Origin of the sequence: Methylocaldum sp. GT1TLB, assembly GCF_051027445.1 — a bacterium.
Lineage (GTDB): Bacteria > Pseudomonadota > Gammaproteobacteria > Methylococcales > Methylococcaceae > Methylocaldum.
Genome location: NZ_CP194898.1, coordinates 772,545 through 797,290 on the forward strand (window position 1 = coordinate 772,545; position 24,746 = coordinate 797,290).

General features: G+C 53.3%; 25 protein-coding genes. 7 read left to right on the plus strand and 18 right to left on the minus strand.

Going from position 1 to position 24,746, the window contains the following annotated elements; genetic code table 11:
* Window positions 1–5: 5 nt before the first annotated feature.
* On the minus strand, window positions 6–1,172 hold the full coding sequence (locus tag ACR2R1_RS03320) for a M48 family metallopeptidase (protein WP_434112651.1): 1,167 nt from the start codon (window positions 1,170–1,172) through the stop codon (window positions 6–8).
* Between the two features lie 250 nt (window positions 1,173–1,422).
* On the opposite strand from ACR2R1_RS03320, the gene orn reads away from it, so the two are divergent.
* Entirely contained in the window at window positions 1,423–1,968 is a 546-nt protein-coding gene (orn, locus tag ACR2R1_RS03325) for an oligoribonuclease (RefSeq protein WP_077732563.1), read from the plus strand.
* A gap of 52 nt (window positions 1,969–2,020) precedes the next feature.
* On the opposite strand, the gene ACR2R1_RS03330 is transcribed toward orn, so the two are convergent.
* On the minus strand, window positions 2,021–2,794 hold the full coding sequence (locus ACR2R1_RS03330) for a response regulator (RefSeq protein ID WP_077732562.1): 774 nt from the start codon (window positions 2,792–2,794) through the stop codon (window positions 2,021–2,023).
* A 161-nt stretch (window positions 2,795–2,955) separates the two neighbouring features.
* On the minus strand, window positions 2,956–3,249 hold the full coding sequence (locus tag ACR2R1_RS03335; RefSeq protein WP_077732561.1) for a zinc ribbon domain-containing protein: 294 nt from the start codon (window positions 3,247–3,249) through the stop codon (window positions 2,956–2,958).
* Between the two features lie 417 nt (window positions 3,250–3,666).
* Between ACR2R1_RS03335 and ACR2R1_RS03340 the strand changes: the two genes are divergently transcribed.
* The 5 genes from ACR2R1_RS03340 (at window position 3,667) to ACR2R1_RS03360 (ending at window position 7,479) form a co-directional block, all read left to right on the plus strand.
* Window positions 3,667–3,990 carry an HvfA family oxazolone/thioamide-modified RiPP metallophore gene (locus tag ACR2R1_RS03340; RefSeq protein WP_077732560.1) on the plus strand — a complete coding sequence of 108 codons (324 nt, stop codon included), beginning with the start codon at window positions 3,667–3,669 and terminating at the stop codon, window positions 3,988–3,990.
* A 30-nt stretch (window positions 3,991–4,020) separates the two neighbouring features.
* Window positions 4,021–4,866, plus strand: a complete 846-nt coding sequence (locus ACR2R1_RS03345; protein WP_077732559.1) for an HvfB family MNIO-type RiPP peptide maturase — start codon at window positions 4,021–4,023, stop codon at window positions 4,864–4,866.
* Window positions 4,859–5,623, plus strand: coding sequence for an HvfC family RiPP maturation protein (locus tag ACR2R1_RS03350; protein WP_434112654.1), 765 nt, complete (start codon window positions 4,859–4,861; stop codon window positions 5,621–5,623). The genes ACR2R1_RS03345 and ACR2R1_RS03350 overlap by 8 nt, the downstream gene beginning before the upstream one ends.
* A 325-nt stretch (window positions 5,624–5,948) precedes the next feature.
* Entirely contained in the window at window positions 5,949–6,275 is a 327-nt protein-coding gene (locus ACR2R1_RS03355; protein WP_347257475.1) for a hypothetical protein, read from the plus strand.
* A 376-nt stretch (window positions 6,276–6,651) separates the two neighbouring features.
* Window positions 6,652–7,479: a hypothetical protein gene (locus ACR2R1_RS03360; RefSeq protein ID WP_139841114.1), complete on the plus strand. Its 828-nt coding sequence runs from the start codon at window positions 6,652–6,654 to the stop codon at window positions 7,477–7,479.
* A gap of 337 nt (window positions 7,480–7,816) precedes the next feature.
* Here the strand turns inward: ACR2R1_RS03360 and ACR2R1_RS03365 are convergent, their stop codons facing one another.
* The 3 genes from ACR2R1_RS03365 to ACR2R1_RS03375 form a co-directional block, all read right to left on the minus strand.
* Window positions 7,817–7,981 carry a hypothetical protein gene (locus ACR2R1_RS03365; RefSeq protein ID WP_156881191.1) on the minus strand — a complete coding sequence of 55 codons (165 nt, stop codon included), beginning with the start codon at window positions 7,979–7,981 and terminating at the stop codon, window positions 7,817–7,819.
* 240 nt (window positions 7,982–8,221) lie between these two features.
* Window positions 8,222–9,313: a redox-regulated ATPase YchF gene (gene ychF, locus ACR2R1_RS03370; RefSeq protein WP_077732554.1), complete on the minus strand. Its 1,092-nt coding sequence runs from the start codon at window positions 9,311–9,313 to the stop codon at window positions 8,222–8,224.
* Window positions 9,314–9,346: 33 nt separating this feature from the next.
* A complete protein-coding gene (locus tag ACR2R1_RS03375) occupies window positions 9,347–10,810 on the minus strand; it encodes a mannose-1-phosphate guanylyltransferase/mannose-6-phosphate isomerase (protein WP_086134758.1) in 1,464 nt (487 codons plus the stop codon).
* A 368-nt stretch (window positions 10,811–11,178) separates the two neighbouring features.
* On the opposite strand from ACR2R1_RS03375, the gene ACR2R1_RS03380 reads away from it, so the two are divergent.
* Window positions 11,179–13,926, plus strand: coding sequence for an EAL domain-containing protein (locus ACR2R1_RS03380; protein ID WP_434101857.1), 2,748 nt, complete (start codon window positions 11,179–11,181; stop codon window positions 13,924–13,926).
* A gap of 1 nt (window position 13,927) precedes the next feature.
* Here the strand turns inward: ACR2R1_RS03380 and waaA are convergent, their stop codons facing one another.
* From waaA to fliE, 12 genes are all read right to left on the minus strand, one after another.
* Entirely contained in the window at window positions 13,928–15,196 is a 1,269-nt protein-coding gene (gene waaA, locus ACR2R1_RS03385; RefSeq protein WP_434112657.1) for a lipid IV(A) 3-deoxy-D-manno-octulosonic acid transferase, read from the minus strand.
* A gap of 60 nt (window positions 15,197–15,256) precedes the next feature.
* Window positions 15,257–15,703 carry a 50S ribosomal protein L9 gene (gene rplI / locus ACR2R1_RS03390; RefSeq protein WP_077732551.1) on the minus strand — a complete coding sequence of 149 codons (447 nt, stop codon included), beginning with the start codon at window positions 15,701–15,703 and terminating at the stop codon, window positions 15,257–15,259.
* A gap of 54 nt (window positions 15,704–15,757) precedes the next feature.
* Window positions 15,758–16,501, minus strand: a complete 744-nt coding sequence (locus tag ACR2R1_RS03395) for a hypothetical protein (protein WP_077732550.1) — start codon at window positions 16,499–16,501, stop codon at window positions 15,758–15,760.
* Window positions 16,502–16,700: 199 nt separating this feature from the next.
* Window positions 16,701–16,928 (minus strand): 30S ribosomal protein S18, encoded by a 228-nt coding sequence (rpsR, locus tag ACR2R1_RS03400; RefSeq protein WP_077732549.1) that lies wholly within the window; start codon window positions 16,926–16,928, stop codon window positions 16,701–16,703.
* A 57-nt stretch (window positions 16,929–16,985) separates the two neighbouring features.
* Window positions 16,986–17,396, minus strand: coding sequence for a 30S ribosomal protein S6 (gene rpsF, locus ACR2R1_RS03405; protein WP_077732548.1), 411 nt, complete (start codon window positions 17,394–17,396; stop codon window positions 16,986–16,988).
* 274 nt (window positions 17,397–17,670) lie between these two features.
* Window positions 17,671–19,044, minus strand: a complete 1,374-nt coding sequence (locus ACR2R1_RS03410; RefSeq protein ID WP_434112660.1) for a flagellar hook-length control protein FliK — start codon at window positions 19,042–19,044, stop codon at window positions 17,671–17,673.
* 64 nt (window positions 19,045–19,108) lie between these two features.
* Window positions 19,109–19,564, minus strand: a complete 456-nt coding sequence (gene fliJ / locus ACR2R1_RS03415) for a flagellar export protein FliJ (protein WP_086134755.1) — start codon at window positions 19,562–19,564, stop codon at window positions 19,109–19,111.
* Window positions 19,565–19,608: 44 nt separating this feature from the next.
* Entirely contained in the window at window positions 19,609–20,970 is a 1,362-nt protein-coding gene (gene fliI / locus ACR2R1_RS03420) for a flagellar protein export ATPase FliI (RefSeq protein ID WP_434112662.1), read from the minus strand.
* Complete coding sequence (gene fliH, locus ACR2R1_RS03425) at window positions 20,967–21,674, minus strand: flagellar assembly protein FliH (RefSeq protein WP_086134754.1); 708 nt, start codon at window positions 21,672–21,674, stop codon at window positions 20,967–20,969. The genes fliI and fliH overlap by 4 nt, the downstream gene beginning before the upstream one ends.
* The gene (gene fliG / locus ACR2R1_RS03430) at window positions 21,661–22,668 is read right to left on the minus strand and encodes a flagellar motor switch protein FliG (protein ID WP_077732543.1); all 1,008 of its coding nucleotides are present in this window, start codon (window positions 22,666–22,668) and stop codon (window positions 21,661–21,663) included. The genes fliH and fliG overlap by 14 nt, the downstream gene beginning before the upstream one ends.
* Window positions 22,661–24,367, minus strand: coding sequence for a flagellar basal-body MS-ring/collar protein FliF (gene fliF, locus ACR2R1_RS03435; protein WP_434112664.1), 1,707 nt, complete (start codon window positions 24,365–24,367; stop codon window positions 22,661–22,663). Before fliF ends, fliG begins: the two co-directional genes overlap by 8 nt.
* Before the next feature lie 20 nt (window positions 24,368–24,387).
* Window positions 24,388–24,699, minus strand: coding sequence for a flagellar hook-basal body complex protein FliE (fliE, locus tag ACR2R1_RS03440; protein ID WP_077732541.1), 312 nt, complete (start codon window positions 24,697–24,699; stop codon window positions 24,388–24,390).
* Window positions 24,700–24,746 lie beyond the last annotated feature (47 nt).

The window sequence follows — 24,746 nt, forward strand, 5'->3', positions numbered from 1 at the left end:
CAGTCTTATGAAGACTTGGCCGACAAGTTAGCGATACGAATCGACGCGGGGGGATGGCTGTAATGGAAGGCAGAATACAAGGGGTCCGGCGTCAAGGTACTGGCGTTGTCGCGATAGAGCTTGACGAGGGCATTGATGAGATAGATCGGCCTGGTGTAATAAGCCGCGAAGTCGTCTGCTTCGAACTCATGGCGTCGTTGAAAATAAGCGATGATCGGTTGCAAAAACGTGGCGAATACCGGTGCGATCAGCATAAATAGAAGAAGCGCAAGAGCATTCGATTGGCTGCTTACCCCAAGGCCACTGTAAAACCAGTCCTGTCCACTTAGCCACCCCAGCAGGGCGAAGCCGGTAAGTGTAATCAGCGCGCTCGCAACAAGCATTTTCAATACGTGCTTACGCCGAAAATGGCCTAACTCGTGAGCCAATACCGCCTCCAACTCATCATGATTTAGAGAATTGATCAGGGTGTCGAAGAAAACGATACGCTTGCTGTCTCCAATTCCAGTGAAATAGGCGTTTCCATGCCCGGACCGACGTGAGCCGTCCATTACAAAGATACCCTTGCTTTGAAAGCCGCACCGGTCCAGCAAAGTTTCGATGCGCTTTTTCAGCGTCTCATCTTCGAGCGGCGTGAACTTGTTAAACAAAGGTGCGATGAAAGTAGGAAAGGCCCAACTCATCAGAATGGAAAACCCCATCACGATCGACCACGCCAAGAGCCACCAATAATTTCCCACGCTCTGCATGATCCACAGTATCAAAGCGAGCAAAGGTCCGCCGATAGCCAAACTTAACCCGGTTTGGAGCAATAGATCGGTGATGAACTGTTTGGGCGTATTGCGGTTAAAGCCGTAGCGCTCCTCGATCACGAAAGTTTGATAGAGGCTTATGGGCAGCTCGAACAGGTTGATCAAAAGCATCGTTGAGAGAATCACGGCGATCCCCGTAACGAGGGGGGACAACTCGAAGCCTGCCCAAAATCGATTCACGACGTCGATGCCGCCACCGACTGTAAACAGCAACAAGATCACCAAGCCGACTATTCGATCGACGTTTGCCAAGCGCGCTTTATCTATCGTGTAATCTGCCGCTTTCCGATGCGCCTCTAGCGAAATGGTGTCTTTGAACGCGTCGGGAACCGCATCCCTATGAGTGCGGACGTAAGCCAACTGCCGATGCGACAGCCACCACTCGATAGCAAAGGCAAGGGCGAGCGTCACGAGAAATAGGACAGTGAACATGTTCATCGGATTAGGGGCTTGGTTTCTCTATATCGGCTTTACAGCTTAGCCTTTGGTAAAATCCCTGACAAGATTTCTCGGTTAATGACTCCCTTAGCTCGCCGTTTTCACGCGGAGCTTAGAGCATAACTGCGATGAGTCCCATCACCATCATTCCCTCCATAATAAAGGAACGTTCATGGCACAAGATTCACAAAACCTCATCTGGGTAGACTTGGAGATGACCGGCCTCGACACTCAAACTGACCATATTATCGAGATTGCGACGGTGGTGACCGACAAAGATTTGAATGTTTTGGCTGAGGGGCCGGTATTGGCGATTTTTCAAAGCGATGAAGCGCTTGCTCGCATGGACGATTGGAACAAGAAACACCATGGGGAATCCGGATTAATCGATCGGGTCCGGGAGAGCCGCACGGCCGAATCGGATGCCGAAAAGCTTACGCTCTCATTTCTGCAACAGTGGGTACCCGCCGGAGCATCGCCGATGTGCGGCAACAGTATCTGTCAGGACCGGCGGTTCCTCGCACGATGGATGCCGGAATTGGAAGCTTATTTCCATTATCGTAATCTCGATGTATCGACTCTGAAGGAGTTGGCGGGGCGCTGGGCACCACATCTCAAAGAAGGATTTAGAAAAAAGAATTCGCATCGGGCTCTCGACGATATTTTGGAATCGATTGCAGAACTCCAATACTACCGGAAATACCTCTTTAAGCTTTGAGGCATATTCCCCGCCGTTGGATTTACAAATGCTTGTGCCGAGAAAAATCTCTTCACGAATTATTCAATGCACCTACGAGACCCATTTTCTTTGAGAGAAACGCTCCGATCTCGCATTCCATTGCCCGGAGATACTCGCGAAGGGTGTCACGCGACGGTGATGCCACCAGAGCGGTTTCTAATTCGCTAGCTGCCTTTCTGATGCCAAACAAACCACAGAAGCTCGCTGATCCGTTGATCTTGTGGGTAATTTCTCTGGCTTGGCGGTAATTATCATCACAGAGTGCTTTTTCCACGTCGGCTAGCTGTTCAGGCAGTTCTTGAGCCAGTCTAAGCATGAGCTTTTCGGCTAGTGCCCGGTTACCACCGGTTTTTTCGATGATCGCATCGAGATAAAGATCATACGAATCGGCAGAGGGTAGGGTGGTGCGAGGTGATGGGCCTGCACTGACGCCCAGCCAGGTGTCGATGACTCTCAAAAGCTGGTCTTCCAAGATGGGTTTGATCAGACAGTCGCAAAATCCAGCTTCGAGAATCTCCTTTCGCTGTTGAGGAAGCGCATGGGCGGTAACTGCGATTATCGGCGTATTTCGATTAAAAAACTCAGCGTCCATCCGAATGGCTTGTATTACGTCGAAGCCACTTACTCCCGGCATGCGCAGATCGAGAAAAATCAAGTCGAAATAGTGTGTCCGGATTTTCTCGACTGCCTTGATGCCGCTGCCTGCTTCGATGACATGCGCGCCCAAATCGGAAAGCTGCGTTGTCAGGAGAATGCGGTTGATCTCATTATCATCGACAACCAGGAAGTTCTTTTGGCGGAACACCCCAAGGCCCTTCGCGTAGATTTATGACAGGATAATCAAAGCAGGGTTCAAGAATAAGTTAGCCGGTCGAATGAGTTCTGGCAGACGGATCGAAAATCGATGTATTGAATTAAAAGCGCCGAGATAATCTGGCGAAATTATTTTCGCGGCTTACCGAACACCTACAAACCGAGAATGATCGCGACCATAAGGAGGGTCATGAAAACGCCTATAGTCGTGAGAATCGCCCCTTGAACCTTCTTCGCCTCATCCATCAGGCCCATTATCCCAAAGACGAGGCCAACCGGAGGCACAAACAAGGTGGCAACAATCAAACCGCTCATCATCAAGAGATTCCAAGGCTCGCCTGCCACGGTTTTGCCTTCGACGTCTCCGACGCTGTCGACCGGATGGCCACACCCCGTACAAACCACTGCTTTGTCTTTAATCTCTTTTCCGCAATGTTGACAATACATACATGCCCCAGAACTTGTCTTTATGTCTACCTGTCAAAAAGCGCCTTTAACTTCTTTAAGGCGTCTGCTTTATCGAGAATTATGGAATCGAGAGAATAGCTCAATGCTCAGTTGCTGACCATATCATTCCGGCCACAGTTCCCTTTATTACTTCGAGATTTTCATCAGCAACTGAGAAACGTGATGGCCAATTGGCACCGTCAGCTTAGGAAAAAGGCGGCGGTTCAGGGCTGATAGAGTGCACAATTTTCGCTTATTGTGTGAGAATAACGGACTTAACAAAGTCTGACACGGAGATATCGTCCCGGCACGTGCCGTCCTGGAGAATGACCTGCCGCTTTGTTGAATCCTGATGTCTAACAGTTTGGCGCGCGTGGCGCTCGACAATTCGAAATCGATTGAGAGGAATAAGAGGCAATGAGCAAAAGAGTATTAAAAACCGTAATGGGAGCCGCTGTCGTAACATCCTTGTCCGCTGTCGCTAATGCGTCCGAAAACCCATTTGGAATTAAAGACTTGGATAGTGGCTATCTGCAGGTGGCAGAGGCCGGCAAGGAGCAAAAAGAAATGGTATGCGGCGAGGGGAAATGCGGCGGGCAAATGATGAAATCCCAGGAAATGAATTGCGGCGCCATGAAAAAACAAAGCCAGGAGCAGGAGAAAAAAGCAATGGAAGGCAAATGTGCAGGTATGAAAACGGATCAAGCGCAGCCTCCCAGCACGGAAACGAAACCACAATAAGCGACTTCGTGTTGCCACCCTCCGGGGAACATGAAGAATTTCGCCATCCAAGGCGCCGGGCTCGGTCTTAGGCGGGCCTTCATTGGCCCGCTTACCGAGCATCCGCCGGAATCGGTCGATTTTTACGAAATCGCACCGGAAAATTGGATGAGAATAGGGGGGAAGCTCGGAAAACAGCTACGAACCTTAACCGAGCGGTTTCCCTTCGTCTGTCACGGATTATCCCTGTCGCTGGGTGGTCCTGCGCCGCTTGACGAAGAATTTCTCACCGAGCTCAAGACTTTCCTCGACCGGCATCATATTCGCCTGTACAGCGAACATCTGAGTTACTGTGGAGATGACGGCCATCTGTACGACCTCATGCCGATTCCATTTACGGAAGAAGCGGTCAAATACACAGCTGAGCGCATCATCAGAACTCAAGAGATTCTCGAGCGGCGGATAGCGATCGAAAACATTTCCTATTACGCCGCACCGGGCAAAGAACTCGAAGAAATCGATTTCCTCAACGCGGTGCTTGAAGAAGCTGACTGCGACCTGCTGCTCGACATCAATAATATTTATGTCAACAGCGTTAACCACGGCTACGATGCGGAAGCGTTTTTGAGCGCGATACCGGCGCATCGTATCGCCTATGCCCATGTAGCGGGGCACTACGTCGAGGCGGTTGATTTTCTGGTCGACACCCATGGCGCGACGGTTATAGATCCGGTTTGGCGATTGCTGAGCATGGCTTATGAGAAATTCGGCGTGTTTCCGACTCTTTTAGAGCGGGATTTCAACATTCCTCCTTTATCCGAACTTCTTTCTGAAGTTCAACGGATTCGAGCGCTTCAGACGGCTGCATCGTCGCAACCTGTTCGGCGTTATGGCTAAAGGGATCGCTCCATTCCAACAGATACAATATGCGTTTGCCGCATATATTCGTGAACCACATCAAAATCCACCTCCGTGCGGACCCGCGCCGGAACGGATGAAGGTTTACCGAGAACTGTTCTTCAACAACATCGAGAACTTTCTAGCAACCGGTTTTCCGGTGCTTAAGAGTATCTTGAGCAAGACTGATTGGCTTGCTTTAGTTCAGGCGTTCTATGCAAGGCATCGAAGTAAAACGCCGTACTTTGCCAAAATAGCCGAAGAATTTCTGGATTATCTCCAGAATGAATACATAAGCCGCCCTAGCGATCCGCCATATTTGTTGGAACTCGCGCATTACGAGTGGACCGAGTTGGCTTTAGTCATCGCTGAAGGCGAGGTGCCACAAGGAAATATCGACTCGGCTGATGACCCGCTGGAGCAAACGTTTTACCTGTCGGAACTTGCCTGGCCCTTGGTTTACCAATTTCCCGTACACAAAATCGGCCCGGGGCAGCAGCCGAGCGAACCACCGGACCAGCCCACTTGTCTTGCCGTGTATCGCGACCGTGCCGATAAGGTGAAATTCTTGGAAATTAGCCCCGTAACGTGCCGGCTCCTGCAGATTCTTCAACAAGAAGAAGAGATGCGGGGGATCGATTGCCTCTTCAAGTTGGCAGCGGAAATCGGGCATCCAGATCCTCAAGCTTTAGCCTGCCATGGCGCTGAGATCCTGCGATCGCTTGCGGAGCGTGGCGTCATCGGGATTTGCCGATAACGAACGCCCACTCGATTTGCGGGGGAGTTCCGCGCTTCGAGCATCCAAGCTGTCCCTCTCACTAAAAAACGTTTTAACCGGCGCCTCCTCCGCTCCCGATCGGATTTTTCCTGGCATTGGAGTTTCTCCGATTTTCTTGCTGTCACAACAAGGCTTCACGCTCCGAGTTCTACTGCTCGGGCTGGATATCGGCGCATTTCGTCTCTTCCTGTCCGATGTCGCAACTGCGGTAAACGATAGGTGTTACGTAATGAAAAATATTTGAAATTAGTCGTTACGTAACTATAATAGAACTGCCTTCGCTAAATACCGTTAGTAACGAGAAATGAAAGACCAGACTGATAAGCAGCCCGTTAAAAGTGCCCCCTTGCAACGTCGACGGGGGCGTCCTGCAACTGGTCAAGCAAAAACCAATGCGCAGCGACAGGCGGAATGGCGAGCCAAGAGGCAGGCCGAATTACAGGCGTTACGTGACGAAAAAGGGAAGGGGGCTGATGGGTATGAAGTTGAGCGGATGAACGCCGAGCTTGAATCGGTGCAGCGGGAACTGATCCAGGTTCAAAGCGAGTTGGCGGATGTAATTAAGCTGTTGAATGATGCGCGACTTGAGATTTCCAACCTGAAGTCGAATCGTTACGTAACTGAAAATTAACGGCCGATCGTTGGTTATGACGAACTTCCGTTGGCGACCAAGAATTTACTCCATGACGGGATCGATTGGCGCGCTTGGTCAGTTTCCTCTGTCGGCTCAGTTTATTCCGTATGAATCTGGTGGTAAATCATATTTTTTTATCGGGGTTTTAGTTGGAAGAGATTTGCCCCCAACGGCCCTAGCGATGCCTTCGAGATAGGGGCCGAGGAAAGCGCTGCGCACTTTCCTCGGCCCTTTAAGGGCGCACATTGAAGGTGTAGGAAAACGCTAAACTCAAAATGAACAATCAATGAGCTACAGACCCTAAAATTCGCGAAAGCAGAGTTTTTCTACAGTCTCGTTGAAGACGTTGAATAATCGAATTATCAGGAATGACATGACGAGCGAAAGCCTGCAAGTAAGAAGAAAAAAAGCCATTGCTGAATGCATTGGTCAGGTGACGTTGCAGTGGGCCCACCTCGAATTTCTTATTGACGCGTTAGTTGCTTATTTCCACACCTTTTTTCATGGAAAGATCATAGAAAAGTACAGGCCTCGCGCATTTGGACGGAAAGCAGCATACCTGCGCGCGAGTTTCACGCGACTAGAAACTATGCAGTGGGCCTCCCCGTATCTCCCTGTCCTAGAGCAGTTAGAATCTGCCGCGAAATTTCGTAATTGGTTCATTCACGGTCATTTAACGGAGGCCAATGACGATCAAACAATTAAGTTTGTCCGTCACTCATTCGACGGTTCTCCATTTGGGCTGGAGACCAAGACCTTCAAGTATGACGAAATTTACGACTTGGCCAAAAATGTTCACCATCTCGCGATTGGAATGAAAGGCCTACTGGAAATGGTTATGGATTTCATAGACAAACATATCGATAAGGATCTAGCAGTCAACACAGACACAGACTCATCAGATGTAACGGTTCAACTCGTGGGCGTCTCCGCCAAGGCTGAGGTTGGTCGTGTCGCCGCAAAAGGGGTTTCGCGCATTGGGAAGAGAGGGCGAGGCAAATATGATCACGAGGCACTTCGTGGCCAGGAATTTAGCGAAGCAGGACATCTAATGGAAAAGGAACGAATTATTGACCGCAAGAATGATTATTACAAAGAGCTGGTAATTAATACCGATACGGGCGAGGTTGTTCTAGCTGTTGAGCAACCATTATCTGAACATATAGGCCATGGTTCCGCAAAACATAAGAAGCAAACCTAACACGGCGTTTGTTCGGTAACTTGAGGATGTAAGCCTCAGCTGCTTTGGTCCGAGTTTGGGAAGTTCGGGTCAGTAGTAATAACCCGGACTTAGTGCTATGGGTGGCACTCTTGGCCTAAATTGGGCGTTTCGGTGTTGGAAACTAGTTCCCGGCCTTCGTTGAGCCAACGCCGCCAGCGCTGGCGACGGTTCCAACGATCTAAATCGGTGGCTCGGCGTCCTTCCAGTTCGCTTTCGAGGTACGGATAGGCCCGGTCATGCCGGGCGTGATGAAGGCCCGTCCTGGGCCGATGATGCGGTCCTCCGCGATGTAACAGCCTTCCCAATCCTTACCGATTCAGCCGAGATCCTGGGCTATCAGCCGAAACAGTTTGATGATCGCGACGGGTGCGCCGGATCGTTCCCAGTTCTTCACGGTCCAGACCGACACCCCCAGGAACGCGGCGGCCTTCTTGGGGCACTGGAAACCCGTCTTAGCGCGCACACAATAAAACTCGTTCATGTTGTCCTCTCGTTGTTATTGTTTGAAGGACGAATGACCGTAACCAGCGGAACCGCCGGTGTAAGTGACGGATTACCATTAAGCTAATTACGCATAATGTATATTATGTTAAATCAGAAGCCACGGGCTAAATACATAGTGTTGAAAGCGGCTCCCATTTCTGAACCGCTTCCAACAAACAGATCGATCGACACTGCTATCGCGTGCCTCGATGACTAATGCCGTTTACTAAATTAAGACTCAAACGTTGAAGCGGAAATGAACTACATCACCATCGTGCATGACGTAGTCCTTTCCCTCGAGGCGCCACTTTCCAGCATCTTTGGCGCCTTGTTCGCCTCGATGGCCGATGAAGTCATCGTATGCAATGACTTCGGCGCGAATGAAGCCGCGTTCGAAATCCGTGTGAATTACACCCGCAGCTTGGGGAGCCGTCGCTCCGATCGGGATGGTCCAAGCCCGTACCTCCTTAACTCCGGCCGTAAAGTAAGTCGCCAGGTTGAGCAGTCGATACGCGGCTCTAATGACACGGTTCAAGCCCGGTTCTTCCAATCCCATTTCCTTTAAAAAGTCTCCTTTCTCATCATCTTCCAGTTGCGCTATTTCAGCTTCGAAAGCTGCACAAACCGGCACGACCACAGCCCCCTCCTTTTCTGCGAAGGCGCGTACTTGGTCTAAGTAGGGATTATTTTCGAATCCATCCTCGCGTACATTGGCGATGTACATCGTCGGCTTCATCGTAAGAAGATGCAGGTCGCGAACAAACGCTCTGGCCTCTTCCTCCATCGGCAGAGTTCGTGCCGGTTGACCGGAATCGAGATGTTCCAGCAATTTCTCAATCAGCTGCTTCTTTGCTAAATCTTCCTTGCTTCCGGATTTCGCCGATTTCGATACACGCTGCAAAGCTTTATCGGCCGTAGCTAGATCAGCCAAAGTCAGCTCTGTGTTGATGATTTCGATATCCGAAATGGGGTCGACTTTTCCTGCCACATGCACAACATCTTCGTCTTCGAAGCAGCGGACGACATGGGCAATGGCATCGGTCTCTCGAATGTGCGCGAGGAATTGGTTTCCCAACCCCTCCCCTTTAGACGCGCCGGCTACCAGGCCTGCAATATCGACAAATTCGATGGTCGTCGGTACAACGCGCTCCGGCTTTACAATTTCGGCCAGTGCGTCCAATCGGGGATCCGGTACGGGAACCACGCCGACGTTTGGGTCGATGGTACAAAAAGGATAATTTTCCGCCGCAATGGCTGCTTTTGTCAGTGCATTAAACAAGGTGGATTTGCCGACGTTCGGCAAACCCACGATTCCGCAGTGAAGCGTCATACGTGAATAATTTATATAGAGTCTGTAGATTATTTAAGATTCGAGGCGATGGTATCGGTCTTCGAACCGAACGATATCGTCCTCGCCGAGATAACTTCCGGATTGTACTTCAATGATTTCCAAAGGAATTGTGCCCGGATTTTCAAGGCGATGCCTAATGCCGAGCGGGATATAAGTGGACTCGTTTTCGGTGAGAAGAAAGGTATCTTCACCGCGCGTCACTTGCGCCGTGCCTTTGACGACGATCCAATGTTCCGCGCGATGGTGATGCATCTGTAGCGAGAGAGTCGCGCCAGGCTTAATCGTAAGGCGTTTTACCTGATAACGAGAGCCGTTATCGATCGACTCATAATCACCCCAGGGCCTGTGAACTTTCGCGTGGAACACGTGCTCCGATCTATTGGCTTTCTTGAGATACTCCGTGATCGACTTAACATCCTGAGCTCTATCTTTGTGGGCCACTAAAACAGCATCCGTGGTTTCGATCACTACAACGTCTTCTATACCGACCGTGGCCAAAAAACGGTTCTGCGAATACAGCAACGAGTTTCTCGTATCTTTGAGAAAGACATCGCCGATCGCGACGTTGCCGGAATCATCCGCAGGCTTCACTTCGCTGAGCGCCGGCCACGATCCAAGATCCGACCAACCCGCGTCCAGCGCCAATACGACGCCTCTAGGCACCTCCTCCGCCGCGGTGTTCAGCTTTTCCATGACAGCGTAATCGATCGAGTCACTAGGACATTGTGCAAATGCGTCCTTGTCGACACGTATGAAATCACCGTCACGTTTGCTGGCCGACAATGCCGCCTTGCAAGCGTCAAAGATTGCAGGCTGGCAACGACTAATTTGGTCAAGCCAGATTCCGGCCCGCATGATAAATATCCCACTGTTCCAGAAATAGCGGCCGGACGCGAGATAATCGGCAGCCGTTTTGGCATCCGGTTTTTCCGTAAACCCATCTAGAACGAATACGCCCTGCTCAATGTCAGCCCCGCGCCGAATATAACCAAAGCCTGTTTCCGGCTTTTGAGCCACTATGCCGAACGTGACGATGTCACCTTTGGCAGCCAGTTCCACGGCTTTCGACATTCGCGCCTGAAATTCTGCGACATTTTCTACGTGATGATCGGAGGGTAATACCACCAAAACGGGATCGCACTCATCCTCTAAAGCGTACAAAGCTGCAAGAGTCACTGCCGGCGCGGTATTTTTTCCGATAGGCTCAAGAAGAATAGCGCTTCGGTCCAAGCCCATCTGTCTAAGCTGCTCTGCCACGATAAACCGGTGCATTTCGTTGCAGACGACCAAGGGCGACAGTAACTCTAACTGGCCCTCCTGAGCGCCCATGCTAATGACCCGATAAATCGTTTCCTGAAAGAGACTTTTATCTCCGACAAGCGGGAGAAATTGTTTTGGGTAAGCTTCCCGTGAAAATGGCCATAATCGAGTACCGGCCCCTCCAGATAAAACTACAGCCTGAACAGATATCTTCATGAGCTTTCCGTAAAAATCGTCTGATCAGTACAAGAGTATAAACGAGGCGGCTGAATCCTAGCCATCCCAGTTGCTCACAGGTGACTTGTACTTCCATTCGTCACGAAAGAGCGAGGCGGCAAACGATTGATTATCATTACATGGGTTATACTGAAAAAAGGTTATCCGGATAAACGCCTAAGCCCGTTCTCTCAATTCAGTTCAAAATCTTGGCACTTCGAAAAATTTTCAACGGACCCGAATTCGGTAGTACTGCCAGACCGAAATCATATCCGGCGCGTCTTTCGGCTGGGCAGGCTCGGGCTAGTTCCAAACCACGATCACCCTTCCTGAGCCTCTTTTGGAAAGGTTTTTTGTTTCTCAGCATCATGATCGTCGGAATTGGCAGCGCCTTCGCCATTCTGAATTATTTCTATCTCGAGTACCAATTTCAGGAGCAGCGCCAACTCGATAGACGTTTGCTAAGCAGACAAGTTCAAGACTTGCTGGACCGTTCGACTTCCCGTTTGCAGCAAATCGGCTCTTTGCTAGCCTCGGTCGGCGGCTTTGCTTCTGCTTTGACCGGAGAGGACTATGCGGGATTACGGCAAGCCGCTAACGTTTTCAACGATTTTCAGTACGATCTGGACATCGAGCGTCTTGCATTGTTTAAGCCGAATGCACAGCGATTCTGGCAATGGGGGGGTACTCCTGCGCCGGCGCAGGCGCCGCGTCCAGAAGAGCAAGCTACGGTTTTACAGGTATTCAAGGAAGAAAAGCCCTTGTCGTTGTTGTCGTGCGCCCAACATTGCACTCTAAACGCATACCAACCGGTTTTGTCCCAGGGACAGGTCGTTGGCGTGTTCAGTCTTACCCAATCTATCGCGCAGCTCGTAGTCGAACACCGCTCATTGACCGGTTCAGACCTGGGGATCTTGATCGCGAATGGCACGGAAGACAATGCCTACTCTATCCCTAAGTGGTCTATGAGGATAGCCGCCCTCACCCACTTGGACCTCCTCGCTCCATTTCTGAAGCAGCTGTCCGAGCGTTTACCTAATCCGGTTATGGCGAGTGAGGACATTCATACTTGGAAAGGACGCTACTATGCGATCGATGTCATGCCGTTGAAGAATCTGCTTCAAGCGGAAGGATCGGTTCTGATGATAAGCGACGTCACCGCTCAGGTGAGTCACATTAGGCGAGCTGCCCGTGACGGTATTTTGCTGAGCGGTTTGAGCCTCTTAACGGCTGAGCTGCTGTTGCTTCTACTAATGCGCCTGCCGATCCGTCAGCTTCGCCGGCTGGCCGACACCCTACCGATGTTGGCACAAGGCGCCTATAAGGAAGCTCGACAGCGGCTTGCCCATCGGGCATCCGGACTCAACGATGAAATCACGATTCTGAGTGCAACAGCATTGACTCTGTCCCACCAACTTGAGGAGCAAGCACAGGCAATAACGCACAAGACCACCGAACTGGCCGCCGAGCGCGATTTCGTTCAAGGGCTATTGGACACTGCGCAGGTCATTATCCTGACCCAAACAAGTCAAGGGCGAATTCTTACGGCTAACGACTTTGTCATACAAATTACCGGTTATAGCCAAAGCGACCTTAGCGGCAAGGATTTTCTTTCCTTAATTTTGGAAAGCAAAATCGGGGACGATTTGGAGCAGGCACTGCTCGGGTTATGGAATGGGCAACGGAAACGTCTGCAGCACGAGGCGGAATTACTGTGTAAAGACGGGACGCGCCGCTTCGTGGTCTGGGTGCACACCCGGCTTCATGAAAATAACCCGGAGGGCATTGCGATTCTGTCGGTCGGTCTCGACGTTACGGATAGAGTCGAAGCGGAAAACCGTATGATTTGGCTCGCGAACCATGACCCGTTGACCGGCCTATATAATCGTCACCGTTTCCAACAGGAATTGGAGCGTCAATTTATCGAAGCGGATAGAAACAGCACGCGCGCCGCCATCCTTCTTTTTGATCTTGACCACTTCAAGGACATCAATGACACCAGCGGGCATCTCGCCGGTGACGCCCTACTTCGAAAAATCGCGCAGGAACTGAAAAATCGCGTGCGCAAGACTGATATCGCAGCGAGACTGGGAGGCGATGAGTTCGCCATTCTCATGCCTAGTCAGACCGCGGAAGGTGCATTGGCATTCGCCAATCTTCTGAATCAAAGACTCACCGAACAACCGCTCAAAATCCAGCAAAAAATCTTCCGGATTTCGGCAAGCATCGGTATCGCCATGATTCCCGAGCATGGAACCGTGATGGACGAGGTCATGGCGAATGCCGATCTCGCGATGTATCAAGCGAAAGATCGCGGTCGCGGCCGGGTCCATTTATTTTCTTATGACGATCAATCCAAGCAGCGTATCAGCGAACGGACGTTGTGGAAACAGGCCATCCAGGAAGCGCTTACGGCGCGCCGGCTCGTATTTCATTATCAACCGATTGCCGTCATCAAGGGGCGTGAAATCCGCTTTTTCGAATCATTAATACGTCTGAAACGGATTGACGGCTCATTGGTCGCGCCAGCAGAGTTTCTCGAATTCGCTCAGCTTACGGGTCTAATCAACGAAATCGACCGCTATGCCGTTGAAGCAAACATACGATTGCTAACCGAATTTGCTGAACGGGCTCCCGCGGGAGCTGTCCATGTGAATCTTTCAGGCTCCGCGTTGACCAATCGCGATTGGACGGTGGCTTTAAAATCGGCCCTAAAAAACAACGTGTTAAAGCCCGAGCAATTAATCTTCGAGATCACCGAGACGGCCGCCATCGCCGACTTCGGTACAGCAAAAGAAATCATGGAAGATCTCGCCACTCTGGGCTTCCGTTTCGCGATAGACGACTTCGGCGCGGGGTTCGCTTCTTTCTCTTATTTGAGACATCTACCGGTGAAATTCGTGAAGATCGACAAGAGTTATGTGACCAACCTAATCGATAACCCGCAGGATCGAGCCTTCGTCTCGGCTATCACGACACTTGCCCATGGGAACGATATCGAGGTGATCGCCGAAGGCGTGGAGAACGAAGCTACTCTTGTTGCGCTCGGCGAGTTGGGCGTCGATATGGCACAGGGCTATTTTATCGGGCGCCCGGCACCGCTGGCGGGCGATTGAACTAAGGATTGCTGATCAACAAACCGAGTTGTTCGACTATTCGATCCACAGCTCCCTGATTCGACGAAACGAAGCGTTTCCCATTTTCGCCGACCTCGCTACGAAGACATTCGTCAGTTAGCAGGCGCCCTGTCCAAAGGGCTAACTCTTCAACGTTCTTCACTTCGATTCCTCCGCCGCTCTCTTTGAGCTTGCAAGCGATATCGGCGAAATTAAACATGTGTGGGCCGAACAAGACCGGCACCCCTGCAATGGCCGGTTCGAGCACATTGTGGCCACCGATGGGCGCCAAGCTGCCACCGACGAAGGCAACATCGGAAGCGGCGTAAAAAACGCGCAATTCCCCCAGTGTGTCGAGCAAGAAGACGTCGATGGATTCGTCACAAGGCTCACTCTCACTCCTGAGCCGGATCCCCAGGCCCATCTTTTCACACTCCGCAACGACATCGGCGATGCGGTGGGGATGTCGTGGCGCGAGCACCAGTAACAGTTCAGGGAATTGGCTACGAAGCCTGTCGAAAGCGCTTAGAATTTGGCTTTCTTCGCCGGGGTGTGTACTACCCGCGATAAAAATCGGGCGTTTACCGAAAAGCGTGTCTCGCAGAGCTTTGGCTCGATCTTGCGCTTCGGTCGGGAGTTCCGTGTCGAATTTGATGTTGCCGGTTACGGCAACGGAATTCGGATCGGCACCGATCGCCACGTATCGTCTGGCGTCCTCCGGTGTCTGAGCGGCGATCAACCGGACGTGAGATAAACTTTCGCGCGTTAGGGAACGAAGCCTGAGGTAACCGCGCGCCGACTTTTCGGATAGGCGACCGTTAACAATGGCGAGGGGTATGTCTCGCAGTCCGCAGACGCGATATAGATTCGGCCAGATTTCCGTCTCCAACACGACCGCGAGTATCGGACTGTAATGCCGGATAAACCGATTTACGCAATCGGGTAAGTCATAAGGCAAATAAACATGCTTTGCTGTTTCGCCTAAAACATCTTTTATTCGCGCGGAACCCGTCGGTGTTGTCGCCGTAACGAGTATGGTACTTGCCGGAAAACGATCTTTAACCGCACGAATCAGAGGAAACGCGGCTTCGGCCTCGCCGACGGAAACGGCGTGGAACCAAATCACGCCGGATTCCGGCTCGAAATCATAGACGGCCAGCCTTTCGAGCCAGCGCTGGGAGTAAGTTGACTCCTTACGGGCCCGCCAGAAGAGGCGCGCAAGGATGGCTGGCGCAAGGAAATAGAACAGCGCTGAGTAGATTAGCCTCACTAGGCTAGCAGGGGGCGAGGGTCCACATGGCTTTACAGGCCATGTGGACGCGCTTCGGCTTTATTCAGGGACAATCGAGAGCGCCACACTGGCTACGACATCGCCGTGCAGCTGCACGGTGATCTCGTAATCGCCCGCTTGGCGGATAGGGCCCGACGGTAAGCGTACTTCGTGTTTCTGAATGCTCACGCCGGCGGCCGTCACTGCTTCGGCGATATCTTTTGTGCCGACGGAGCCATATAGCCGTCCTTCTTCGCCCGCTTTCTGAGCGATCTTTACGGCTAGTTTACCAATAGCCTCGGCTCGAGCTTGAGCCGCAGCCAAGTCCGCAGCGGCTTTCTTCTCGAGCTCGGCACGTCTTTTCTCGAACTCAGCCAATTTTTCGGCAGTAGCCGCGACCGCCTTGCCCTGTGGAATCAAATAATTCCGGCCATAACCGGGTCTGACGGCAACTTTGTCGCCGAGATTCCCTAGACCCGCAATCTTTTCTAAAAGAATAATTTCCATCGTCGAATGCCTCGATAGTTTTTAGCGTTCTAATAATGACAGCAATAGTTCAGCTCAGCTTGGCGATAGCCTTTCTCGCCAATCAAACCAAAGGTCGCTCAACCCGACTAATGCGATTGGCACGATAATATAAGGAATGAATAACAGCGCTACATAAGTTCCGACTAGCCAAGCTTTCCACGATTTGCTGCGGGATACCAATGCGTGAAGCACCGAAAAGCCAACCAACAGAAATAGCGCGAAAAGCGGAAGGCTCAAATTCAAAGCGAGCTCCGCCATTCCTCCATTCGCCGTAACAGCGACTATCAGCGCCCCTATCCCGGAATAGGGAAATGCCGCGTGCATACGGAGTTCTATGAATTCTGAACGGAATCCGCCCGGATTAAAAAGCGCTGATTGCCACCATCGGGCGATCAATAAACCCAGCATCAGGCTAATCACCAGGCTAGCGGACACGATCCCGGTCATGTAACGTGCGGCCACCGCCGAGAAGTCGTTCCAGAGCTGATCCGCATCCAAGTCCGGAGAAGCGCCATCCATCAACGGTTTGAAAAACCGTTCCAAACCTTCCATCCAAATGGACGAAGGATCCGGATGAAGCCAATAGACCGCGGTCACCATGAGAATGCCCATGATCGACACAAATCCCAAAGCGGTCGATAGCTTGCCCGATTCTCGGAGAATCGCTGCTGTTAGCCACATCGGAACCCAAAGGAGAAGCCCGTAACCAACCGCATCGGCCATGCTGCCGATAAGAGCCCCGCCTAGAGCACCCAAAACCACGATGGATGCCGCCATTATAAGGCCACCCTCGTATACGCCTTTTCGCAGTGTGGGGAGGCCTACGGCTGCCGCAGCTAATAGGCTAAGAAACGGAACGACCCAAGATACGAGAGCCAGGGTGCAGGCCGCAAATACCGCTTGCACCCTTCCTCTCATGATAAAAGCGGCCAACGTGCGCATAATCAGGCCGCGCTTCCGCCGGAACTAAACTCACTTATTTGTGGGCGTCGGTATACGGCAACAGCGCCAAAAAACGAGCCCGCTTGATAGCAGTGGCGAGTTGCCTTTGGTATTTTCCCTTTGTTCCCGTAATCCGACTCGGGACGATTTTGCCTGTCTCCGAGATATATTCCCTCAGTACGTCGAGATCTTTGTAATCGATCTCTTTAACGCCCTCGGCGGTAAATCTGCAATATTTCTTACGCTTGAATTGGCGAACCATAGAAGACCTATTTCTTGATTAAGGTTGTCGTACGCGACCTGAAACTGGCTTGCAGCCTCAGGTATCCGATGAAGCCTCGGCTTCGTCGCCACCCTCTTCGTCGGCGTTCGCGGCGACTTCTTCGCCTCGTTCCGCTTCGGGTTCGGACTGGCCGGCTTTTGCCATCGGCGAGGGTTCGGTTACCGGCTCGTCACGACGAACCGTCAAGCTGCGCAAAACGGCATCATTAAAGCGGAACCCGCTCTCCAGTTCATCAAGGGTCTGCTGGTCGCATTCGATGTTCATCAACACATAGTGTGCTTTATGAACCTTATTGATGGGATAGGCCAATTGGCGACGCCCCCAGTCTTCCAGGCGATGGATTTTTCCATCACTGGACTCGATCATGGTGCGATAACGATCCAGCATGGCGGGGACTTGCGCGCTTTGGTCCGGATGAACCATAAAAACGATCTCATAATGTCGCATGTATGCTCCTTATGGGTTAAACAGCCTTCCGCACACGACGGTAAGGCAAGGAGTGGCGGCCTTTTGAGCTGCCAACCAGAATCAGCGATTGTAATGCGATCGCCGTGAGCTTACAAGTCAATGAATTGCTGTGAGAGAGAACGATAGCCGTGAATATACTTTGAATCGATCGGCATCGCGGATCGGATTCTCGACATTTTTCTGAGCCGAGCCGACGTCCCCACAACCGACACTCGGCCTTCTTTGTTGCGTAATGGCAAAGGCACAATAAGATTCATGCGTATAAGTTGAGTAAGCCGTTAACCGCCGTGCCTCGATCTGAGTCTGTGGGGCCATTTTCCTCTTGAGTCGAAACATGCTCCGAAAAAGGCTGGCTCCGATCGCCAAAACTTGACTGTTGATTGAAATCGAAGGGCTGCCCTCTTTCATCGGACAATCCCGACGGAGCCGTTACATTGATGTCGGCCAGCGCAATCTCCTGAGCGCCGAGCATTTCGCGTAGCTTGGGTACAGCGGCCTCGATGGCCTCCCGAACTGAAGCGTGATGGGTCGCGAAATGGACCGTCGCTTGGTCTTGATCGATCTGGATACGGATTTCCAGAGGTCCTAAGTGTGCAGGATTGAGCCTGATTTCGGCCGTCTGCAGACCTTTATCGGTCATCCATAGGATGCGTTCTCCCAGTCCTTCCTGCCATCCAGCTTGATTCAAAGGCTTATCCAATGCCGGTATCGAATCGTTGGCAACAACCGTGGTGAGCTGAGATGCCGAAGGAACCGCTTGTAACGGAAAACCGGTCTCGATCGAGTTTTGGACTCCCTCGGCGGGAACGGCGGTCGGCGGTGACATGTACTTGTCGAACTGCGAAAAGAGACTTTCACCGGCTCCACGCTTGGTCGAATCCTGACCGTCCGATTCAGCGGCAAGCAATTGCGCCAGGAGCGCATCCGGCTCTTTCACTCCAGATGACGCCATTCCGGATAAGCCCTTTTCTGCAGGCGTCAACCCCTTTTCTTCGCCTTGGGATTGATAGAAGAATTGCTCGCCGCGCAGCCCTACGCCAAGGTTGTCGTGCGAACGGGATTCACCATGATCGGCTAACTCGCTGGTGCGGAGCTCTTGGCTTGTTTGAATGAGTTCGTCCTGCGAGGTGAATGCTTCTGCACTCTCAGAACCTAAAGATTCCGCCTGTTGAGCGGACGTCAACGGAATCCCATGGGCGGCGAGTGCCGCCAACAGCGAATCGGCCGCACGGTTTTCGTTTTCAGACTCCAGATCCTCATCGAGCGGCACGGACTTAGGCAACGAACTGCCTTCCGCCGGCAAGCCGTTGCCGCCGGGCACTTCAGCACCCGAATAGTCTTGGAACTGCCGATCGGAAAATGCTTCGAGATTGGATACATACTGGAGAAGCTCCTGCAGCGGATCCGCGCCTGTTTCGTTCGTTTCCGCGGCGGCGATTTCAGGACGTTTTCCGGTCCCATTGGATCCCGTGTTCCCCTTCATCGCTTCAAATTGCCTGACCAGCGCCGCGAGAAAGGCGGCCGGGTCCGCTTTGCTTTCCGGCGAGGTATTGCCGACAAGCTGGACCAATTCAAGAATGGGAGTCGGCGCGGCCGACACTGAAGTAATAGAAGTATTGATGTTCATGTCATAAATTCCGAGTTCGCATGACCATGGTCAGCAAGTCGAATGCCAGAATGCTGAATCGAAATCATATGAATACGGTCAAGGTGCCGCCGCTTGAGCGGCGGCCCGCTCTCTCATCCTGCTCCGCTTGCTGTTTCTTTTCCTCCATGCGCGTCTCTTCCCTAAGCGAATGCTCGAAAACTTTCTTGATGCCCAGACTTCGCTTGCGCGCCGCTTCCCATTCGGCTTGGCGATTCTGAAGCTCTGCTTGCGCCGCATGAACGGCCTTTTCTTGGTCGGCGATTGCGGTATTGATCTTGGCCAGAAACATCCGGTACTCGATCAACTGACGAGTTCCGAGGCCCGCGTTTCCGGATCGTTGAAACTGGGCTGAATAATTGTCGCGGAACGTCATGAGACTATCGAGATTTCGCCGCGCGGATTCCACCTTTTTTTGGCTTTCCCCCAAAATTTGAGCCATTTGTTTCTCCCGTGATTCGGCGAGCTCCAAAACCGGGCTCAAGCGCTTCGATCGTTTCATACCTTAGTCCCGTTTTCTGAAGTTGTGAGGCATGCCGGATGTCGTTACGCGGATGCGCCCAATAATTTTTCCAAATCGTCGAGGCTTCGTTCGAAGCCGACCGCCTCGTGCAGATCCTGTTGCAGAAAACTCATGATGCCTGGATTCATGGCGATGGCTTCATCGATACGCGGATCGGATCCCTTGTGATAGGCCCCCACGCTGATCAGATCGCGATTTTGTTGATAGAGGGAGTATAGGCGTTTTAGACGCCTGGCAAGTTGCATATGCCGATCATCGGCAATGTCCGTCATCACGCGGCTGATCGAGGCTTCGATATCGATGGCAGGATAATGCCCGGAGTCAGCCAAGGCACGCGACAGCACGATATGGCCGTCCAGTATTCCGCGCGCCGCGTCGGCGATGGGGTCGTTGGCATCGTCGCCTTCGGCGAGCACGGTATAGAAGGCAGTGATCGACCCTTCCCCTTCGTTCCCGTTTCCCGCCCGCTCCACGAGTTGCGGCAGTTTTGCGAATACCGAGGGAGGATAGCCCTTGGTGGCGGGCGGCTCGTCGATCGCCAGAGCGATCTCGCGTTGCGCCTGCGCAAAGCGGGTCAGCGAATCCATCAAGAGCAGGACATCGAGACCTCGATTGCGAAAAAACTCGGCTATGCTCGTGGCCAACAAAGCGCCGTGCATGCGCATCAAAGGCGGGTAATCCGCCGGGGTTGCGATTACGACGGCCTTGGCGCGTCCTTCTTCGCCCAGAATTTTCTGCACGAACTCGTTAACCTCCCTGCCCCGCTCGCCGATCAGGCCCACCACCACTACATCGGCATTCGTGTATTTGGTCATCATGCCGAGCAGATTGCTCTTGCCAACGCCCGTTCCCGCAAACAATCCGAGCCGCTGTCCCCGGCCGACAGTGAGCAAGCCGTTGATTGCGCGGACCCCGACATCCAAGGGCTCGCGGATCGGCTTCCGCGCCAGCGGATTGATCGCGCTCCCGGTCAGCGGCATCGAAGAATCTGTCTGCACAGGCCCCTTGCCGTCCAATGGCTTGCCGGCCCCGTCCAACACCCGTCCGAGCAAACCGAAGCCTACTCGCACGGAAGAGGTTTTGGTCAGCGGTATGACCCGGCAGTCCGGCTCCAAACCCTGGATATCGCCGGTTGGCATCAAATAAATCCGCTCTCCTGCGAAACCGACAACTTCCGCTTCCACGCCGTTTCCATGCGCTGTCTTGACCAGGCAACGAGCTCCGACGGCCGCTCGGCAGCCGACTGCCTCAAGGGTGAGGCCGACCATACGGCTCAGCTTGCCTTCCACCAGCAATTCCGGCGGCTCGTTGAGACGCGCGTGGTAACTGGCCAGTTTCGCGGCCCACAATTCCTTGAGTCTAGGTGCCGGAGCGAGATTGGTCATGACCGATCCTCGTCCCGTTCGCCGCCGAATAAACGTGCGATTGTCGATGCGAGGCGTTTTTCGACTGTGGCGTCGATGTAAGACGTGTCGGTCGTTACCCGGCAGCCGCCGCGGGTCAAGAGCGGATCTTCGACGACCTTCCAGCGTGGCCCCAATTCGTCCAGCGCGAGTGTAGACCGAATCAGCTCCGCATCGTCCGGATGCAAGTGAAGCGCTATTTTCCGCGCACTGGATGGAAGGATTGCCATGGCTTCGCGCACCACGGCAATGATTTCGCCGGGCTCGGTTTTCAGCTCTCGCCGAATGAGCTGCTTCGCGACGGCAATCGCCAACGCGACCAGTTCCTGCTCGACGCGATCGCCCACTTCGGCCAGCGGTTCGCTCAAGCAGTCGATCAATTCCTGTAAGCGCTGGGCCAAAGACGCCGCGTTTACGCGTCCTTCGTTGTATCCCTGGCGGTAACCTTCTTCGCGGCCGTCCCGATAGCCTTGCTCCGAACCCTCTTTGAATCCAGCGGCGCGGGCTTCCTCGTAAGCTTGCTTCTGCATCGCTTCGATTTCTTCCGCCGTGGGCATCGCCGGATAGTCCGTTTCCTCCTCGACCACGACCACGGGACATTCCTCTTCGGGTTCGCCCATGACCGGCAGCTTCCACGGTTCGAGTGAAGCGAGCTCCTCTGCGGAGAAGCCTTTAAATGAGCTCATCGCTACCGCCTAACGAGAGTTCGCCGGCCTCCGCCATGCGCCTTGCAATGGCTAGAATATCCTTTTGTGCGGCCTCCACCTCGCTTAAGCGGGCCGGGGGCGCGGCCTCCAAATCGTCGCGCAACATCTCTGCCGCCCGGCGCGACATGTTGCTGAAAATCTTTTCTTTCAGCGCGTCATCGGCGCCGCGCAGCGCGAGCAATAACGAATCCGTCGACACTTCGCGAAGCAAGGTCTGGATGCCCCGATCATCGATATCGACCAGATCGTCGAATACGAACATCTTGTCCTGGATCTTTTGGCTGAGGTCCGGATTGACTTCGCTGATCTGCTCCATGATCGAGGCTTCGACGGTGCTCTCGATAAAATTGAGAATATTGGCCGCGGTTTCGATGCCGCCGAGTGTCGACGATTTGACATTCGCATTCCCGCTCAGCTGTCTTTCCATGATGTCGTCAAGCTCGCGAAGGGCCGCCGGCTGTACGCCGGTGAGCGTAGCCACGCGCATGATGAGGTCCGGCCGCGCCCGTTCAGGGAGATAGCCGAGGGTTTCCGCGGCTTGGTCGCTGTCCAATAGAGACAAGATGATCGCGATGATTTGCGGGTGTTCGAGCCGGATCAGATCGGCGATGGCGCGTGGGTCCATCCATTTGAGCTGTTCCAGGCCCTTGCTGTTGCGGCCCAACAGGATACGGTCACAAACGCTGCTGGCCTTGTCGGCTCCCAAGGCCTGGGTAAGGAGATTGCGGATATATTCTTCCGAATTCACGCCCAGGGCGGTCTGGTTGCGGATATCGTCCACGAATTTCCCGAGGACGTCTTCCACCATTGGCATGGTGATGTTGCGAAGCTCAGCCATGGCCGCACCGATTTGCTGAACCTCTTTCGGCGACATGTGCTTGAGCACTTCCGCCGCCCTATCCTGCCCGACCGTCAGAAAGAACAGCGCGGCCCTCTGCGGCCCGTCCAATCTGCTCGACTCTGCTTCAGCCATTCACGTTCATCCAGTTCTTGATGACCTGCGCGACGCGCTTTGGATCCTGATCCACTGCCCTCTGCGCGAAAACCACGCGCTTTTCATGACTTTCGGGCGCTTCCAGCATCAACAGCTCTTCGTCCTCGTTCTCCTTTGAGATTTCGCGTGGCTCGCGGGCATCGACGATCGCGCCATCTTTAGTAGCCGAATCCGCTATGTCATTCGCATCGGCGCCGGACGATTCGCCTCGTCCCACTAGGCCTTTCACCGCCGGACGAAGGACGCCGAAGACCAGCACGAGCACGATTAGCGCTGCTCCCGCTTGCTTGACGATCGACCAAAACCAATCCTGCTCCCAAACCGGCGCAACCGGCAAAGTTTCGATCTCGCTGCGGAAGGCCGCGTTGGTTACGGTAACCCGGTCTCCGCGCGCGGCATCGTACCCTACGGCCTCCTTCACCAGATTGGCGAAACGAGTCAGATCTTCCTCGCTGTAGGGTTGGAGAGTCACCCCATTATCGCCTTGTGGAACGTGTTGATAGTCGACTACCACCGCGGCGGTGATGCGGCGGATGACACCCGCCCCTAGACGGGAGTGACTGATGGTCTTGTCCAGTTCGTAATTTCGGGTAGCGCTTTTGACGGTGCTGAGAGGAGGCTCCGAAGGGTTTTGCCCGGGTTGCGCTGCGCCAGTTGTTTCAGGCGCGATACCGGCAGGCGGCGGCTGATTCGACAGGGCTCCTGGCACGCCCTGCACTGCCGAGCCTTTGCTTTGTTCCTCGTTGGTCTGTTCGCTGCGCAAGGCGGGCAGGTCCGGGTTGTAGACTTCCTGAGTGCGCTCGGTGACGGTGAAATCGATATCAGCGGTGACCTGGGTGCGAAGCCCATCCCTGCCGACCACCGGGCTCAAGATGTTTTCGATACGCTCGATGAGATGCTCCTCGACCTGCTTTTTGTAGTCGAATTGCTTGGCGTTCGGATATAGGTCATTGCCGTTGTCCTTGGCATTGAGCAGATGCCCCCGCTGATCGACGACCGTAACTTGTCCGGGTTCCAACTGCGGCACGCTGGACGCCACTAGATGGACGATAGCCTCCACTTGTCCCGGCTCCAGGCCGCGTCCCGAATGCAATTCGACCATAACGGAAGCACTGGGTTTTTTAGCTTGCCGCACGAATACCGATTCTTTCGGCAAGGCCAGATGAACGCGGGCCGATTTGACATTCCGAATGGTGGTGATCGAACGGGCAATCTCTCCCTCCAAAGCGCGTTGATACCGCGCGCCCTCAACCATTTGGCTAGCGCCAAAACCCGACTGTTTTTCCAACAGTTCGAAGCCGGTACCGCTTTCCTTGGGCAACCCCATCCCGGCCAGTTTCAATCGCACCGCATGGACCTGATCGGCCGGAACCAATATGGCGCCGGTCGTCGGCTGGATCTGGTGTTGTATGTTGAGTTTTTGCAGCGCTTCGACGATTTCTCCGCCCTCCTTTTCCTCCAAGTTGGAAAACAAGGTTGCATATTCGGTTTTGTTAGCCCACAGCAGCACGGCGATCGCCGTCGCCACCGTGAACGCGAGAGCGACGATCAAGCCGATTTGTCGGCCGCGCGGCATCCGCATCCAGGTCCTGAGGACCGGCGACGATTTCTCGCTTTGGACGACCGCGGCTTGCCCGCCCGGCACCAGGTTTTTGCTTTCGCTTTGACTGAGTTCCATCTGGCGCTATCGTTTCCGGACTACATGGGCATGTTCATGACGTCCTTGTAAGCCTCCACAAGCTTGTTCCTGACCTGTACCATGGCCTGGAACGACAGACTGGCTTTCTGCAGCGAGATCATCACTTCCGACAGATTGGCATCGGTCGCGCCGGACTCGAACGCTTCCGCCAATTTGTTGGCTTGCTGCTGAGTTTCGTTGACCTTGTCGATCGAATCCTTGAGCAAAGTGCCAAAATCGACCGCGTTATCGGTAGGCAATGCGGTGCTGCGGGCCTGATCCCGCATGATGCGCATTTGTGTGAGAACCTTATTGATATCGAGCTCGCTCATGGTAATGCCCGTTTTTTGTCACTACGCCCATGAATGCATGATCCGCG

Coding starts and splice junctions, on each gene's coding strand:
- orn (WP_077732563.1), top strand. CDS start 1,423: ATGGCACAAGATTCACAAAACCTCATCTGGGTAGACTTGGAGATGACC.
- ACR2R1_RS03335 (WP_077732561.1), bottom strand. CDS start 3,249: ATGTATTGTCAACATTGCGGAAAAGAGATTAAAGACAAAGCAGTGGTT.
- ACR2R1_RS03340 (WP_077732560.1), top strand. CDS start 3,667: ATGAGCAAAAGAGTATTAAAAACCGTAATGGGAGCCGCTGTCGTAACA.
- ACR2R1_RS03345 (WP_077732559.1), top strand. CDS start 4,021: ATGAAGAATTTCGCCATCCAAGGCGCCGGGCTCGGTCTTAGGCGGGCC.
- ACR2R1_RS03350 (WP_434112654.1), top strand. CDS start 4,859: ATGGCTAAAGGGATCGCTCCATTCCAACAGATACAATATGCGTTTGCC.
- ACR2R1_RS03355 (WP_347257475.1), top strand. CDS start 5,949: ATGAAAGACCAGACTGATAAGCAGCCCGTTAAAAGTGCCCCCTTGCAA.
- ACR2R1_RS03360 (WP_139841114.1), top strand. CDS start 6,652: ATGACGAGCGAAAGCCTGCAAGTAAGAAGAAAAAAAGCCATTGCTGAA.
- ACR2R1_RS03365 (WP_156881191.1), bottom strand. CDS start 7,981: ATGAACGAGTTTTATTGTGTGCGCGCTAAGACGGGTTTCCAGTGCCCC.
- ychF (WP_077732554.1), bottom strand. CDS start 9,313: ATGACGCTTCACTGCGGAATCGTGGGTTTGCCGAACGTCGGCAAATCC.
- ACR2R1_RS03375 (WP_086134758.1), bottom strand. CDS start 10,810: ATGAAGATATCTGTTCAGGCTGTAGTTTTATCTGGAGGGGCCGGTACT.
- ACR2R1_RS03380 (WP_434101857.1), top strand. CDS start 11,179: ATGATCGTCGGAATTGGCAGCGCCTTCGCCATTCTGAATTATTTCTAT.
- rplI (WP_077732551.1), bottom strand. CDS start 15,703: ATGGAAATTATTCTTTTAGAAAAGATTGCGGGTCTAGGGAATCTCGGC.
- ACR2R1_RS03395 (WP_077732550.1), bottom strand. CDS start 16,501: ATGGCGGCATCCATCGTGGTTTTGGGTGCTCTAGGCGGGGCTCTTATC.
- rpsR (WP_077732549.1), bottom strand. CDS start 16,928: ATGGTTCGCCAATTCAAGCGTAAGAAATATTGCAGATTTACCGCCGAG.
- rpsF (WP_077732548.1), bottom strand. CDS start 17,396: ATGCGACATTATGAGATCGTTTTTATGGTTCATCCGGACCAAAGCGCG.
- ACR2R1_RS03410 (WP_434112660.1), bottom strand. CDS start 19,044: ATGAACATCAATACTTCTATTACTTCAGTGTCGGCCGCGCCGACTCCC.
- fliJ (WP_086134755.1), bottom strand. CDS start 19,564: ATGAAACGATCGAAGCGCTTGAGCCCGGTTTTGGAGCTCGCCGAATCA.
- fliI (WP_434112662.1), bottom strand. CDS start 20,970: ATGACCAATCTCGCTCCGGCACCTAGACTCAAGGAATTGTGGGCCGCG.
- fliH (WP_086134754.1), bottom strand. CDS start 21,674: ATGAGCTCATTTAAAGGCTTCTCCGCAGAGGAGCTCGCTTCACTCGAA.
- fliG (WP_077732543.1), bottom strand. CDS start 22,668: ATGGCTGAAGCAGAGTCGAGCAGATTGGACGGGCCGCAGAGGGCCGCG.
- fliF (WP_434112664.1), bottom strand. CDS start 24,367: ATGGAACTCAGTCAAAGCGAAAGCAAAAACCTGGTGCCGGGCGGGCAA.
- fliE (WP_077732541.1), bottom strand. CDS start 24,699: ATGAGCGAGCTCGATATCAATAAGGTTCTCACACAAATGCGCATCATG.